Below are 16,652 nucleotides of genomic sequence, written 5' to 3'. Positions count from 1 at the left end.
CGGCAGGTACTCGACCTCAGTGGCCAGTTCCGGTTTGTTGCGCACCGTGAAGGCGACTTCGGCGCCATCGCGCGCACCATCGATGATGGTTCTGATGCTGTCGCCGAAGATGCTGTAGCGCAGCTCATTCAGCTCCAGGATCAGATCCGTGACGGAGGCGACATCGGCATCCAGCCGCGCCGCCAAGATCTCGTCCATCGTCGCCCCGGGGACATCCGTGAGCTCGAACCGGACCACCGCCACGAAACCCGCGTCTTCTGCGAGGTACTCGATGGCCTTGGTGGCCAGATCCTGTCCGAATTCTTCGAGCTTATCCGCGGTGCTGTTCACCGCTTGGATGGCGGGCGCCACGAATACCGCGACATTCGCCGTTTCATCCGCGGGCCGGAAGTTCAAGACCAACTCGGCCCGGTTCGCCTGGCCGGGAACATCGGACAGGTAGCGCAGCGACACCGGTTGGGCAGCCAAGCCCATCTCCTGCACCCCGGCCAGCATCAAGGCCATCCGTGACAGCACGGTCTCGGTCAGCGGGGTGTCGCCGAGTTGCCTCCAATCCGTGTCGGCGGCAACGGTATCGAACCTGTTCGGCGGTGCGTCGAGTTCCTCCGGGAGCGATCCTTCCGGCCCACCCTGCAGCACCAGCCGCCAGTCCTCGAGTCCTTCGAACTCCGGCAACTCCGCGTCGGCGGCCAGTCGTTCCACCGGTTGGTCGTCGGCGCCGAAATCCATGGCCAGCGCCAGGTCGACGGCTTCCGGGTCCGGCTTGTCATCCCATTCGGCGAACCGGACCTTCTTGGCTACCGCGCCCTTTTCCTCGAATACCCAGAGCTCTTCGTTCTCATCCCAGAACAGCACGAACAGATGGCCGGTGCGTTTGCCCGCCCACTTCACCACCCCGAAAGTCGCACCGCCTTCCGGAACCTGCTCGGCCATCTTCGCGACCGAACGGATCTGTGGCTGCGCGTCGGCCGCCCGGACGAAGTCAGCCAAGGCGACGCCGGGGCCAACCGCATTCGTCTCGATGACGGACAGCTTGCTCAGGTCGATGTTCAGGCCGAGTTCATCGAATCCGAAAACTCCGCCTGCCAAGGCGCAGTTGTCCTGGGTGTCCTTGACGACCCGTCGGTGGTTCGTCACCCCTTCGCCGGCTGCCACATCTCCTTGCGGCATGTCCGGATCTGGATCCGATTGCAGCACTGCTGGTTGGGTGCGCTCGAACAGCGTGATGAGTTCACCCTGCTTGGTGACCGCCAGCAACTCGAAGAGATTCCGGAAGTCATGCGGGCGTTTCCGCACCGCTTCCCGGATCGCATCCGGAGAAATATCGGTATCGGACAGGTTCAACACGAATCGGTCGGCCTGCCGTTTGATCTGCACCTTGCCATAGAGGCCGTCGACAAGATTGTCGACCTTGTCCGTTATCGGGGTATAGATCTCGAAGAACCGACCCTCCACAAGCAGATCGGGGTCCCGGTTTCCGGGATGCTCCGGATTCTGCACCACCCGATAGCCCAGTTGCACAAGCAGCTTCGCCGTTTCTCGTTCCCGCTGCAACGACCGCAGTTGGACCTGGTACATCCGCTGCAAGCCCTTGTCATCGGTTTGCGCCAGCTTGTTCAGCAGCTCCTGGGTCGGAGTCGGTTGTCCTTCCGGTTCCGCCGCCGGATCGTACTTTCCGGATGGCGTGGTCGGGACCAATGCCGCTTTTGCCGCCGCGATCAGCTCGGCACGCGATTGCGGCAACGCCTCGGCCCGAGGCCTGAGGACTTTTGTGGTAGCCAGTTTTTCCTTCGGCTGCGGCAGCTTGACCCGCTGCCGCGCGGCCGAGGCAGCCAAGTCGGCGAGCACGACCGGAGTCGATCCCGGCCGGTGCCCCGGCATCCCCAGGCCTGCCAAGCCCTTGACATAGTCGGGTTCCTGCAGCGGGTAGATGTGCAGCTGCACTTCCCCGTCGTCGGCATGCAAGGTCACCGTCAGTGCCTGCAATTCGTCGGCGGCGGCGACCCGCTTCCGATTCTCGATCGCGGCCAGGCGCATCTGCTCGTCGAGCAGGTTTAGGGTCTGTATCTGGTTCAGTTCCGGATGTGCGTGCGCTGCCAATGCGTCCGCGACGACTCGACGCTGCTTGGGGCGCAGCACCATGGCCATTTCATTGCCATGGCTCACGGGCAGGTAGGAACCCGGGGACAATAGTGGTTGCAGCCAAGCCGGCAGCGACGGAGTCTGCTCCACCTCGAACCACACCAGGTACCCGGGGTCAGCGCTGTGGACATCGGTTGCCCGGATCCCTGATGCGTCCAGCACCGGGTGGTCCAACAAGTCGACGTCCGGCTTCGAACCGCCCTGGGCGTGCACCCGGATCTGCACCTGTTCCAGCGGCGCGTCACCGGTCCGGGTCAACTCCACCCGCACCGGGCGGTGGTCGTGGGTACGGGCGTGGTGGATCAGCTCGGCCAAGACCAGCCCGGCCTGGTCGACCCGCTCGGCCGGCCATTCCGGCAGCTGCTCGGCCAGCCAGGCCCAACCCTGGATGGCCGATTGCACATCGTGCTCACCGGCCTGCTCAGTGCCCAATTCCAGCTGGGCCCGAACGACTTTCGCCGCACTGCCGTCGGCAGCCGCCACCTGGGCTTCACTTCTCGGCAGGCCTCGGACTCGGCCCTGCGGCATGACGCTGCGGTCGCGGTTTTCGTCGAAGACCTGGTCCGCGCCGATGTGCTTTTCGATCAGCGCCACGTGCACCGCGCCGACGTGGGCGTGCTCTTGCAGCCAGATCAGGATTTCCGGGCCGGTCCGGACGTGTTTCGCCCCGTCGATGAACTCGAAGACTTCGAGTTGTCCATCGACGTTCATCATCGCGCCCCAGGCATGCCAGTCCTCGGGGCCGACCTGCATGATGCCCCCGATGCCTTTGCGGGCGGTCGGGTCGTTCGGGTCGAATTCCGGGATCAGCCGCAAGGCATCGAGCAACCCGATCGTGCCTTCGCCGAAGTTGCGCGGGACCAGGACGCCATCGCCGCGGTCCACCAGTTCCCATTCCACGCCGAGGCCACGCACCACCGCGTCCTCGGTAACCCCGTTCAAGGTGGTGGCCTCGGTTTCCGGCAGCCCCGGGCCGCGGACCGCGCCGATCCCGTCCTGGAACTCGTTGAGGGTTCGGACCATGCCGGGAGCGCAGTTGTTCTGCACCGGACGCAGCACATCTGGAACCTCGAATTGTGTTGTTTCGGAGGTAGTCTCGATCGCCGAAATGTCGGTGCGCTGCTGCGGGATCTTCGGCAGCACAATACCCGGGGACGGGGTGGAGACGCTGTCGACTTCGTCGAAGTACCAACTGCGCGGGCCCTGTTCGGTGGCCACCAGGACATCCAGGACGCGCTCACCTGGGATGCCGGACAGTTCCACGGCGAGCTCACCAGTGAGTGTGGGCAGCACCTTCGGCAGTGAGCTGCCCTCGTATCCCCCCTGCCAATCCGACAACAGTCCGGTGACCAACTCCAGTGCCCGGTGATCCTGCGCGTGTTCTTCCGCGGCGCCGCGTATCGGCATCTCCACTTGCACAGTGGCATTCGGCCCGGCACCCATGTGCACGGTCAGCAGCGGCGCACCATGGGCGTTGATCGCGATCCGGCGCTTCCCGGCAACGGTTCGCACCGCTTCCAGCCGGGCCCCGGGCAGGTCGAGGACCTCGTCCAGCAATCGGCTCACCACTGCCCGAGCCGGGTCAGCGACCGCGTCCAGGACATCCAGCACCGCCTTCAGCCGGTCGGTGATGGGGGCCAACACCTCGTCCAGCTCGGCGTGCACCCGATCCAGCTGCTCCTGCTGGCGTTGCACCCGCTCCAGGTAGCCGTACAGCTGCCGCAGTTCCTGGAACTCGACGACCTTTTCGGCCAGGTCGAATTGGGCCGTGTGGGCGTCCCGTTCGGCTTTCAGCTTCGCCTCGACGGCTGCCAGCTCCTCCTCGGTGGGGGCCGGCGCCGGCATCCGGGGGTCCTGCTTCTTGGCGAGTTCCTTTTCGCGTTCCGCTTCTCGCCTGGCCTGCTCATCCGCGAAGACCAGCTTGTTGTAGTAGGGGCGGGGATAGGCCTGATCCAGCTCCACATCCGACCGCCGCGGATCCACTCCCGCCTGGTACATCTCCTGCAGCTGCTTCCGGAATTTTTCCCGTACCTCCTGCGCAGCAAAGGAATTCGGGTCCTGGCCCACGGTCAGTTTGTGCTGGGCCATGATCGCCGCGATCGAGCGGCCCCGGACCGGCGGCGGCAGCATCGGTTGATCGCGGACCGCGAAGAACTTCTCGGCCGTCGCCTCGACCTCGGCAATCCGGGCCGCCAGGCGACGGAACTCCTTGCTGCCCCGGCCCGGTCGCAGTTGCAGCTGTGCTTCCAGCAGCTCCTGCTGCAGGGCGGTCATGGCCGACAGCTGGGATTCCTGGCGCTCGACTTCCTCCAGTCGCAGCATCAACTCATACGGCTGGTCCAGTCCATCCAACGGCTGCCCGGCATCGCGCAAAGCATTCGTCACCCGGCGCAGCTGCGCCGTGCTCAGTTCCGCGGGCGCGGGCAATCCCAGCGCGGCCAGCACAGTCCGGGACTGCATGCCTCTGACGGATTTCTCGGTCAGCAACCAGGTCAGCTCGGTCCGGGCCGCATCTCCCGCGGCATGCAACCGAGCCCGCGAGGCTTCGTCCAGACGCAACTCACGCTGTCCGCTGGCCACCGCTTCGATCAGCAGCCGATGCAGCCGGCCGAACTTGCTGGTCGGGCGCTGTCCGGGGCGCATGGCATCGGCGAGCACCCGGGACACGGCGTTCCCGGAGCGCTCGTCGATGCCATGTGCCGGGTCCACAGCGACAGCAGCACCGGACTGGCCGACCCGACGCTTGCTCAGGTCCGGGCCTGCGATCTCGTTGTCCAGGACTAGCACGTTGCCCTTGGTGTCGAAGGCCGCCACTACGACATGCTCCAGATTGCCCTGTCCCACCTGCGGGTACATGCCCGCGGACCGGTTGCCGGGGTCGATGACCTCGAGGTTGACGTTGTTCCCGTCCTCGTCGCAGGTGTAGATCACCTGGAACACGTGCGCACTGACCCCGTGACTGTCTTGGTAGTCGGTTACGTAGACCACGTGCATGGCCGAGCCGTTGCGCTGATTCGCGGGCAGCTGCTGCACCCGCGCCTTGAAGGCCTCCTCCGCGGCGGCAGTCGGGGGCGGCGGCTTTATTCGGTCGTCTTCCGGTCTGCGCCAGAACTGTTGCAGGCGAGCCTTGTTCGCCGAATGTGCATAGGTTTCCAAGTCCATTCCGGACAACCCGACCACCGGTACCAGCACATTCACATTGCCGGTGCTGTCCCGCAACCAGCGCAGGTTCTCCGGACCGCACTGGTTGGTCTCGTGCATGGCAGCCAACCGCGATCGGACATCGAATACCGGGAAGCCGACCTTGTCGGGGTGGGACGCCGGGGCGGTTCGGTTCCGCAGGGCCTCGGTCAGGTCCCGGTCCAACCGCTCGGCCCGTTCCACCCGGGCCCGACGCTCGTCCAGGTGCGAAACCATCGCTCGCAGTTCCTGGAACCTGGTCGCGATCAGACCGCGGTAGCCCTGACGGCGACTGGTGTCGGCGGCGGCCAACCAGGCCTGCTCCGCGAGCATCGTCTGCTGCGCGGAACTCAGGTCGATGATCGTCGGTGAACCGATGGTGTGGTGCTTACCCGCCTCGGCCGCGTGGGCAACCCGAGTTTCCTTGGCATCCTTCGGCTTTGCGAGGTCAATCGACAAAACCTTTTTGGGCTGGACAACCAGCATATCCCGGGTGTCTTGTGCGGCATTTTCTTCGAGCGCTTCCGGCGTAGGCCACCGATGCCGCACCCGGTCCCGGGCCGCCGTCTTGGCCTGGAACTCCGGCTGCAACGCATCCCGCAGCGGCGGGGCATGTTTGCTCGGCGGGGCGACCACGGTTTGGGCTATCTCGTAATCCACCTCCGGAGTGGGCGCCAGGGCTTCCAGCTGCTCATCGGTCAACCGCATCGGGTCCAACGTCAACAGCCCGGCCAATTCCCAGCTCACCTGGTCGAGCTGCGCACGCAGTCGGGCCTCGGTGTCACCGCCCAACGGGATTTCACCCGATCCCAGGCCATGCTCGGACAGCATCTGTTCGATCCGCTTGCCGCGCATTGATCGCAACTGCGGTACCTGGGTCTGCGCCGCCAACAGCTTCTCCGCGGCAGCGTCGATTTCAGTAGTCTCGGCGGCCACCGCTTGCAGCGCGGACAGCGTGCCCGCACCGTGCCGCCACTGCTGGAAGGCATCGAACAACTTCTTCTCCTGCGCTTGCAGCAGGCGAATTCGCTCTTCGTGGCGTTGAATTTCCTCGAACAGCTGCAGCACTTCGAAGGGCTGGTTCAGCGCCGCGGGAATCTCCGCGCGTTCCAGTTCCAGCTGCCGCACTGCCTGGCGCAGCTGCGCCACGGTGGGCTCTTGCGCCCCGCGGAACCGCTCCGGCAGAGCCGTCCGGGCCGCGGCGAGTTCGGCTTCCAGCCGGTCGCGCATGGCCGATTTCATCGGCTGTCCGGTGTTCGGATCCATTTTGATCAGCAGTTCCGCGGCCACCGGATCGGATTCCATCTGCTTCAACGCCCACTGGCTGCTGCGCCGCAACCAGATCATCGAACTGCGCATATTCAGGAACTCCGCCATGTCCGGCCCCGGGGACATCGCCTCGGACACCACCGCGGCCACCAGACTCCGACTGGCGCCGTCCAGCGGAGTCGAATCCAACACGCTCAGGCGCACGAAAACTGAGGATTCGTCTGCTTCCCTCTCCGTTTTAGTGCTCCGGAGCGGCATTTGGATCATCATCAGGTCGCCCGCCCGGTCGGAGACGACGATGTATTCCTTGCGGGTGCGGTGCCGCTCCAGCCACTGGTCTTCCCCGAGTGTCGGATCCTCGACCGTCCGCCATTCGAGCCGAGTTCCGGGCAATCGCAACGCGCCTTCGAGGGTCCGCAGCACCGGGACGCTGACGGTCCGGTCCAGATCAGCCAGGAAAGAGGTGATCTTCTTCGCCCGAAGCTCATCGGTCAGGTCGTCTGGGCCCCTGACATCGCCTGCGTCTTCCCGAACCAGTGTGTGATCCCGTAATTCCCAATTATCGTATTCCCAGGTATCCCAATATCCGCGCCGCGGCCCCTGCAACACCGGCGTCCCGGTGATCGCGCCTTCGGGTGCACTGCGGCCCAGTACTTCCAGCCGGTCGCGGAACGGGTCGAGGGTGACTTCCGCGGTGCCGTCGGTCATGATGACCGCACCGAAGACCTCCCGGACATCCCAGCCCGCACGTTCGGCCAGCCACTCCTGGGTATCCGCTCCCGCCCAGACGTACACGACGCCGTCGATCTTCTCGGTGATCCGGACCTTGCCGTTGTCGAGCATTTCGATGGCCGCGGCGTGCGCCCCGGCGTCGCCGAGGTTCATCGCCAAGCCGATGAACCCGGCTTTCCCGGACTCCACCATGCGCAGCGCCCGGGCCAACCCGGAAACTCCGTAACCGAAGCCATTTTCGTGCCAGTCGGCGTCCAGGGCTTGAACGAAGTCGAATTCCAGCACACCATGCTGGCGGGCATGGGCGTCATCGATCATCGCAAGCGTGCCCGGGGCGCGGCCGGTCTTGCGTTTGCGGTATGCCCGACCGAGCTCGGACACGAGCGTGGCACAGTTCTTCAAGCCGCCTAAGGGTTTCGGAAGCTCCGCGGGCGCGGTGGCTTCCACCAGGGCGGTTTCGAACAACATCAGCTGTCGCTGGTCGGCGGCCCGGGATTCTTTGGTCTGTTCCTGCAATTCGATCAGGTTGTCCATCGGCAACCTGAGCCGCATGTTCAGTTCCAACAGGTCTCGGCTGACCCCGAGTTCTTCTCGCATCCGCAGGAGATCACCGGCATGCTCGGTCAGCAGGCCGACCCGATGCCGCACCCGGTCGAGCCGGTCTTGCCAGCGGTCTCGTTCGATCACGGCGTCGGCCAGGGTGGCCAGATCCTGCCACTTTTTCGCGGTTTCCGGGACCGGGGCCCAGGCTCGAGCCAGCTGCCGATAGAAGTGCGGGTCGTGCAAATCCGCCAAGTCCACCGGGTTTTCCGGGTGCGAGACCAGGTGTTCGTGGTGCAGGTTGCGCAGCCGGATGCGGGCCGCGTCGGCCCGCACTCGGGCCTGGCGCAGCTCGGCTTCGAGGGCGTCGATCCGGCGGGTCAATTCTGTGTCGCCCGCTTCGGCGGCCTGCGCCCGGACAGTGTCGAGCCTGCTGCCCAGCTCCACTCGCTGGAACGTGGCGCCCCGGCGTCCGGTTACCAACGGCAGTACCCGGTCCAGTTTCTTCTCGACCCGGGCGATGTTGTGCTCGCGGTTGTCGAGCGCCCGGATGTGTTGGAAGACCAACCGGATCTCCAGGTATTCCCGAACTGTCACCGCCGCCACCGCGTCGGTATCCGTGGCAACGAGCAGGTCGGACAACTCCGCCTCGGTGTACCCGGCCGGGTTCTTGCTATATGCCCCGAACGCGGCCTCTCTGGCTTGGTACTCCGCGCGCAGGTGTTTCCGGGTCTCATTGCCGGGAATCGACCAACCCGACCGCAGGCCATAGTCCTGCGGGTTCAACTCCACCCCATGCAAACGAGGCGCCGCGGGCAGTTCTCGCGCCCCGGCCAGCTGCTGGGCGTCAGTGCGCAGTTCGAAGACATGCGACTGCAGGTTGCGGTAGTAGCCGATCGTCCAGGTCGTCGGGGTCTCCCGCACCTGTGCCCGGACCCGATGCAGTTGCTGTTCCAAGGCGTCGAGCCCGTCGAGCCGCTCCTGCAACCGGTTCCGGTCCTCGATCCAGCCCATCAGTTCCTGGACATCCCGGTATCGGGTTTCGGCGACCGCCAATTCCGGTGACTCGTCCGCCATCTCGTCGAGGGTGGCGAACAGCCACGGCAGATCTGCCTCGGTGAAGTTCGCCCACACCGGGTCGCGGAGTTCGTATGCCAATGCGGCCCGGGCCTGATCGCGGCGCGTGACCCATTCGCCATGCAGATCGGTTGTCGGGTCCACAAGCTGGTCCCGTTCATCGGCGTTCGGGAACCGCTGGGCGATATGAACGTCCAACTGCCGGAGTTGCGCCTTGGCGGCCCCGCGTAGTTCGGTCAACTCCTCGCCGACATCGACCTCATGGCGAACCGGCCGCGGCGGCAGGGACGTAGGCTGCGGCTCCGCCTGCGGGATCTGGTCGAACTGCACCTGGAAGCCACCGATTTCCCCGATGACCCGCACCTCGAACTGCTGCGCCCCGGGCTTGCCGGACAACCGGAATACCACCGAGCCTTCGGTATCCTGCACCAGTGTTCGAGCATCGCCCATGGCTTTGCCGAAAACCTCGACCTGACGTTGGGTTCCCCACTGCTGCAGGAGTTTCGGTATCAGCCCCCAAGCGGCCAGCGGCTGCTGCCGTTGATCACGAGCCAGCTCGACCCGCACTTCCAGCGCGCCATCCGGGCTCCCTGCGGTCACGGTGAATCGAGCGGTGCCCGTGTGATCGGCCAGGGGCAGATGGTGCACCCCATCGACGATTTCGGGTCCGGCCAAGTGCAGCCCGCCACGGTTCAGCAGCCCCCCGGCCAGATCGATGAGCTGGGCCTGCGTCGCCGGGGTGGCGTTCGGGATCTGTTCGACCGCGACCCGCAGCTTGGCCAGTTCCGTCTGGAAGTCCGGCTCGAGGCCGAAATGCATTCGACTGTCGATATCTACGGCTTCGGCGGCCTCCTGCGGCAGCAGCAGGAAGTGCCGGAGCAGGTCGAGCCGGTGCTTGTCCGAGTCGGGCAATTCCTGGGTGTGTTCGAGTTGCTGGCGCCACCGTTCGGCTTCGGTCACCGAGACATGCTGCGGGTCCATTCCGTAGCCCGCAGCCACGGCAATCCGGGCCTGCTCGTGCTCGGCAAGGCGCTGCTCCCAGTTCTGGTAAAGGAAACCCGCCTGGTTGATCAGCTGTTCCCTTCTCCAGCAACGGTTGTACTCGTCGATTCGCCGGACCAGATCCGCCTGCGCGAGATTCGCCCGCATGACTTCCAGCGCGGCCGATGACGCGCGCAGCTCGCCCAGCTGTTGGTCGTCCAATTCCGGCAGTGCAGCCCGGGCGTCGGCCAGGAGCTCCCGTACGTCCCGACGTTCCTGCAGCAACGCTTGATACCGCGCCTGCACTACTCGCGAGTCCAGCGGAACGAAGTCCGGGCCATCGCTGAGCTGCCCATGCGCGTCCCGATGCGATTTCGCGTAAATCTCGGCGTAACTACTGTCGTAGAAGGTCGGGGCCTGATGCCGCAGGTATTCCTGCAACGCCAGTACCTGCCTTCCCGCATCGTCTCTGCTGTTGTAGACGTGCTCTTCCGGGCTCTCCGCGATAGCGAGGCCGGTATCCTCCCGCAATTGCTGGATGGCGCGAATCCCGTGCCAGCGGGCTTGGGCTTCATCCCACAGCATCCGGTACACGTAGGCCGTGCTGTCCGGGGTCAGCATCCGGAATCGGGCCGAACCGCCAGCCCCGAAACGGGCCTCGGCCTCGGCCCGATATGCACCGCGCACCAAGGCAGCCATCATCTCCACATCGGAATCACCCGCGTCGAGCACCAGCACCTTGCGGAACGGGAAGTAGCGCTCACCATGGGTGGCTTCCACCATGACCTGCACGCCGTGGCGTTCCAGCATGCGCTTGGCGATGCGGCCTTCCACGGTCTGCTCCAGCAACGGGTACACCCGGTCCAGAATCTGGTCCGAGGCCCCTTCGACCAGGTTCTGCAGTGGCAGTTCCGTGGGCGTGGGTACCTTTTTCGGCTTCGGGTCGGTGACCTGGTCCACGAACACATGGCCGACGTGATCGGTGGTCACATCGAGGTATTCGATATCGACCGCAGTGAACGCCGGGTTCGATTCCTTGAAACCGGCCCGCCGCAACAATTCCTGAAGCGCGGTGTCCTTTTCGGCCAGTTGTTCCAGCAACCGCACGTGCTCGCCGGTTCCGGTGGCCACCACCAGCTTCGGCCGTTTTCCGGACAACAGGACGACATGGTCGTTCAACCACATCACCTTGCCGGGATGAGCCTGCATGCGGACGGTCAACAGATCATCCACCGCGATCTTGTTCAACGCCTGCTCGGCTTCCTGCACCCGGGCTTGTAGTTGCTCCCGCCACGCGATCAGATCACGCAGAACCAACTCTTGATGCGCACGGCGCCGCTCATCCCGTTCGTTCGTGGGTGCGGCCCAGATCGCCAACTGCTTTTCCGCGGTAGTGATCGCCCGCTCCATGCTCTGCAGATCACGGTTGGCTGCGGTCCGCCGCACGCTCCACTGCCACAGTTCGTTCGCCGTTTCTTTGGTGGCGGGTCGATGCAGCCGATCCTTGTTGTGCTCATGGAAAGCGTCCCACTCCTTTCCATACATGTTCCGATAGAAGCTGTCGCTGCGGTCCTTGTTCGGGGTGTCCAGGAAAGCCTCTAGTGCCTGGACTCCTTCGTCATGGGCCCGTGCCCGAAGCGCCTCGCGGGACAGTTCCGGGTGCTTGCGGCGAAGTCGTTCGAAGGCCTTGTTGGTGGCCTCGACGTAGACCTCCTCTTTCTCTCCGAGCTTCGCGGGATAACCGAGCTTCCACAACTTGTTGGTGTACCTGGCGTCACGGGCAAAGGCATTGGCTTCGCCCTTGATCCGCGCTTTGATGTACTCCTCTCGGGACAGTGCCGCGATATCGGGAGCGAGGCCCAACAACATTTCCTCGGCGTGGTCGTCCTCGTGATCCAGCACGATGGACTGTTCGATGTGGGTGAATCCCGCTCCCGCCACTCCGGAGATCAGGGACGCACCGCTGTAGAAGCCCCGGACCGCGCCGAGGGCCATCATCTGCCGGACCTTGACCGGAATGGGGCCGGACAGCGTCGGAGTCAACCAGCCTTCGCGGGCCTCCCGTTGATATGTCCGCAACACGTCCTGGACCGGGTCCAGGGTCACTCCGACGTGGAAGTCCCACTCGGCTTCCCCGACTATCTCGCCTTCCAGCTCGCCCAGTGCCGAGGTGTCGATGTACTTCCCGTGGCGGTCCAGGGCAAGCACCTGGAAGCCCGCCAGCGCATTCGGGTCGCCGCCGTCGCGGAACTGTTCGTTCACGCCCATGCCCGGGTCTTCGATGCGCGCTTCGCCGTTGCGCCACACCAGCCGCCAGACGTGGCCCTCGGCGCCCAGGTCCCCCGGGTTCTGGAAGGCATCGAAGATCAGCAGGCTCGCGCCTTCTTCCTCACCCTCGGGTAGCCAGTCGACCAAGCGGCGCAGCATCTGTTCCGCGTGCCGGTGCGGGTTTTCCGGGTGTACCGCGAACCGGCGCAGCTTGGTCTCGGCTTCTTCGCCGCCGACGCGTCGGACGAAATCACTGACCAGCATGCCGCGCAGGCCGACCAGTGCGGGGGCGTCGATGTCCGGGTTCAACAGTTGCAGCAGGCGCAGCAGCATCGGGCCGCACTGGTTGTGCTTCAGGTATTCCACCGGCTCTTTGCCGGAATCTTCCAGCGGCCGGGTGTAGTGCTCAGTCGGTTCCAAGTGGATGGCATCGACGTTCACTCGGGTCGGGCGGTAGCCAGAGAACTGGACCGCCGCACGTACCTGGGCCAGCTTGTCGGCGGATACGTAGGCGCCGGTGAGGGCCGGATTCGATGCCAGCGCCCGGTAGAACAATCGACGGTGCACACCGGCGAGGCGATACACGTCAGCGGCGTGAACCTTCTTGCGTCGACCCGAATACTGCCTGGTGAGGATCTGGTCGGCTCTTCGCGCAGTGGGCTTCGGGTGGACAACCCGGTCATCCGTACGCTGCTGGTCATCCGCCGCAACGGCCGTCGGCCGGCCGCCGACCCAGCCTGCGGGGCCTGCGTTGCGGCCGGTCTTGTGCCGGACCTCGCGCTTGCTCTGGTTGTCCCAGACCATCGTCCACGATTCGCCGACTCCTACCCCGGCGCGTTCGATCCAGTCTTCCTGGTGTTCCTCGTGCACCCAACCGTCGATGTCGCCGCTCTCGAAGTCGGGGTCGTGAATGACCGTCCGCCCTTCGAAGCCGCGTAGTTCCGGGTATTTCTCGACCAAACCCTCGTTGACCTTGGCGACCAGGATCAGATGGTTGCCACCGCGCCCTTCGAGTCCCAGCGCACCGATCAACACCCGCTTGCCATGCGTCTGTACCAGGTTCACCATGGTGCGCAGCGCTTCGGAGCCGCGGCCGACGGGCCGGCCGTGCCAACCGGCACCCATGTCGTCGGCGACCTCGCCCCCGGTCCACCCGTTCAGCGAGCGGGTCGGGTTCTGTTCGGCGACGGTGACATGCCGCCCGGCCCGCCCCAGTGCCGCCTTGGCGCGTTCCTCCACCGGAGGCACGCAGCCCTTCGTGACGACCTCCGAATGCGTTGCTCCACTGGGCAATCCCGGTTTGGCGACCCCGTAGACATGCACAATGCCGTGGTCGTCGGTGAACACCCGGGTGGGTAGCCAGGTCAACAGCTCGCTCAGGTGCATCCGCCGGGCCCGGCTCGCGGCGGCCTCGGCCGCGCCGAATTCGGTACCCTCGGGGACCCACAGGTGCAGGTGGACGGCACCGGTGAGCCGGGTTTCGCCCGCGAATTCGAGGCTCCACGCGGTGCCTTCCGGACCGACCACCCGAGGACGGTTCATCGATGCCGGATCCGACGGGTCCAGATCCAGCTCGGACAATTCGGCGACCAGCAGGATCTCGCGGTCGGTGCTGGTCGCGGTGCCGTCCGGGGTGCCGAACTGCTGCTCCAGATATTCGCTCGCGGCCTCTTCATCGCTGAAAACAACGCCGGTATGGGCGCTTTCGGCGCGGGCCACGGCCTGCTGGGTGGTGAATTCCAGGGAATCGAACACCTCGGTGGTCACTTCCAGCGGACCGGCGTCAGCCAATACCGTTTGCAGCCGCCCGATCTCGATGCCCCACCGCAGATATTCCTGGTACTGCAACATCACGTTGTGCAGTCGCAGGAATTCGGCGCTGTCGGATTCCAACCGCTTCAGTAGGTCCCCGACCTGAAGTCCGGCCCGCAGCGACTCGCTCAGCATCCGGGTGCGGGTCAGGATCTCTTGCACCTGCGCCGCGGTCAGGATGCGGTAATGCATCTCGGTGGTGTCCAGCAGGCCGGGCAACCGCAATTCGAGTTGCTCATAGGCGAACACCAACCGCCGGGCCGCATCGTTGCGTTGCTCCAGGCCGGGCGCCGGGGACCACAGCACATCGATGCCAAGGGTGTCGGCGAGCCGGGCGCGACGGTTGTCCCTTTCCTGCATCAGCCGGTTCAGCTTGCGCGCGGTTTCGTCCGGGTGGCTGCGGTCGGCCAACTCGACCAAGTCGGTCAGTTCGATAACCCGCCGGGCGAGCAGGTCCAGTCGGCTCAACACCGACATACCGGTGCGTTCGGCGAGATGCCGCAGCGGGAATCGCGGCTTCGGCTGCTGGATCGGCTCCGCAGCGCTTTCCTCTCGAGGGTCGGACAGGTCCCATTTCGCCCGGACGAGGTCACCCGCCAGGTGCTCCTCCCAGCCCCGCACCAGGAAGCCGGAATGCTCGGCCATCTGCTGCACAGTGCGATTGCCGTTCCCGTCGGCTTCGGCGGTCACGTCCGAGGCGGGGGGCTGTTCGGGTGCCACGGGCTGGGGGGTATTGGTGGCCGGCTGTTCCAGCACCGGAAGCTCCGAGAGGCCGAGCATCTCGACCAGGGCCGAATCCACCTGTTGCACAGTCAGTTCTGCCGCCGAGCTGTACCCTCGCCAGGCTTGCGCGGCAAACCCGAGCGAACCGACATGGTCGCCGTTGACGAGGGACCGATTGATCAGTCCCTGCCGGAACCAGTCGAGCACGCCGATGATCTGCTGGGAACTCTCGTCGGGGTCCTCGAGGAGTATCATCGAATCTTCCACGGCCCGCCAGCCGGCGGCGCTCAATCGATTCAGCAGGAAGTCGACTTCGGCGAAGACCTCGCGCACCGAGTTCGGCCAATTCAGCATCGCCGGATCGATGTTCAACAGCGCGGCCAATTCCCGGCGGGCCTTGGCCAACTCGGCATCGGCTCGCTCCCACTCCACGCCCAGTCGGTCGGCTGACTTGTCGCGTCGGGACACCAGCTCGCGCTGAGCCTTGGTCACCGGTTCCCGGGCCGGTGTCAGCTCCGGTTTCTTCGGAGTCCGAACCGGATTCAGCTCCAGCACCTCGATCGGCCCGGTTGCTTCCACGATCTCGGGGTTCAGTCGACCCACCGCCGGGACAGCCGCCAATAAATACTCCCCGGCGGTCAAATCACCTTTGCGTTCGATGATTTCGAATATCTGCCCGGTCGGTTCGGCGGGATCGACGGCGGTGGGCACGATACCGACCTGCACCTTTCGCGCACCGCGGGTGCCGGTCGCCGTGACGGTGACCATGCCGCCGTCCCGCAACCGCTCGGTGTGCTTGACCATGGCCGCCATGATTCGGGTGATGCCGTGCGGGTCCTGCCAATCCGGCAGCAGGTCCGCCAACATGCTCATCGCGAAACCGACTCGGTCCGGACGCTTGCCCGGCACCAGGATCTGCGCCTCGAGCGGGTCCGCGGCCAACGACAAGTCGATCATCTGATCTACGCCGCCCCGAGCATCGGGCACCGGCAACCGAATAACCCTCGGCGAGACGCCGTCCCACGTGTCTATGTCCTGTAGCGCCTGGTTGCGCACGGCTTCGGGCCCGGATCCTTCGATCACATGGTTCTTCAAGAAGTTTTTCAGCATGTCCCGCAGTCGGCGACGGCGCGAAGCCGGTCCTTCGGCGGCCAGTTCGGATTCGCTGCCCGCGCCGTTCACCCTGCGGATCACCTCCCGCAGGGGAACTTCCGGCACCGATCGAGTGAACGCCACCGTCATCTCACGGTACTGGCCGTGCAGGCCCCGGTAGTCCTGGACAGCGATGTCGGTGAAGCCGTACTCCGGCCGGGCCAGCATCTCCGCGAGCCAGGCCTTGCGGACCGACTCACGTTGCATGCCAAGGATATTGCTTTCCATGCCAAGACCGAAGACCATGACGCCGCCGTGCCACTGCTGCACCTGCTCATTGACCGCGGGCAGCCCGTTGACCACGTCATTTTCCAGGGTCGGCTCTTCGTCCGCGCCCTTCTGGGTCCAGGTCACTCGAACTTCGCGCACCTTGTCGCCGTAGTGCTGCATCATCTCGTCCAACAGCGACTTGGCATAGCCGGCATTGCGGGCCCGGAACCGGAAGGTCAGCACCCCATCCCGGTCCAGTTCGGCCGCCAATACAGTCCGGCCGTCGACCGTATGCACATAGTGCTCGGTCCCGTCTTCCACCCAGGTCCGCGGTTCCACCCCCTTCGATCCGTCGGCACGGCCGGCGATGTAGTGCTCTTCGTCATCCGGAAACAGCTTTGCGGTGCTTGGGGTCCAGCCGACCGCAGGTTGTTCGTCCGGTTCGAACTCGGCACCGTTGACCACACCCACCTCGGCACCCATTCGGTCGGCCCAGCCGAAGGCGGCATCGTCGTTTTCGTCTTCGACCTCGGGGCGCTCACCGACGATCCAGCCCTGGGTGTCGG

1 protein-coding gene (running past both ends of the window) is annotated in these 16,652 nt (G+C 65.2%); it reads right to left on the bottom strand.

All 16,652 nt of this window come from inside a single coding sequence — locus AB0H00_RS04000, LacI family DNA-binding transcriptional regulator, on the bottom strand. Of the gene's 82,911 coding nucleotides, 35,482 precede the window and 30,777 follow it; the stretch shown corresponds to coding positions 35,483–52,134, spanning codon 11,828 (partial) through codon 17,378 (complete); the first complete codon in reading order (the gene reads right to left) occupies window positions 16,648–16,650. The start codon and the stop codon both lie outside this window.

The sequence above is a fragment of the Nocardia sp. NPDC023852 genome (assembly GCF_040639505.1).
Classification (GTDB): Bacteria; Actinomycetota; Actinomycetes; order Mycobacteriales; family Mycobacteriaceae; genus Nocardia.
This window is presented reverse-complemented; position numbering and strand designations above follow the sequence as displayed.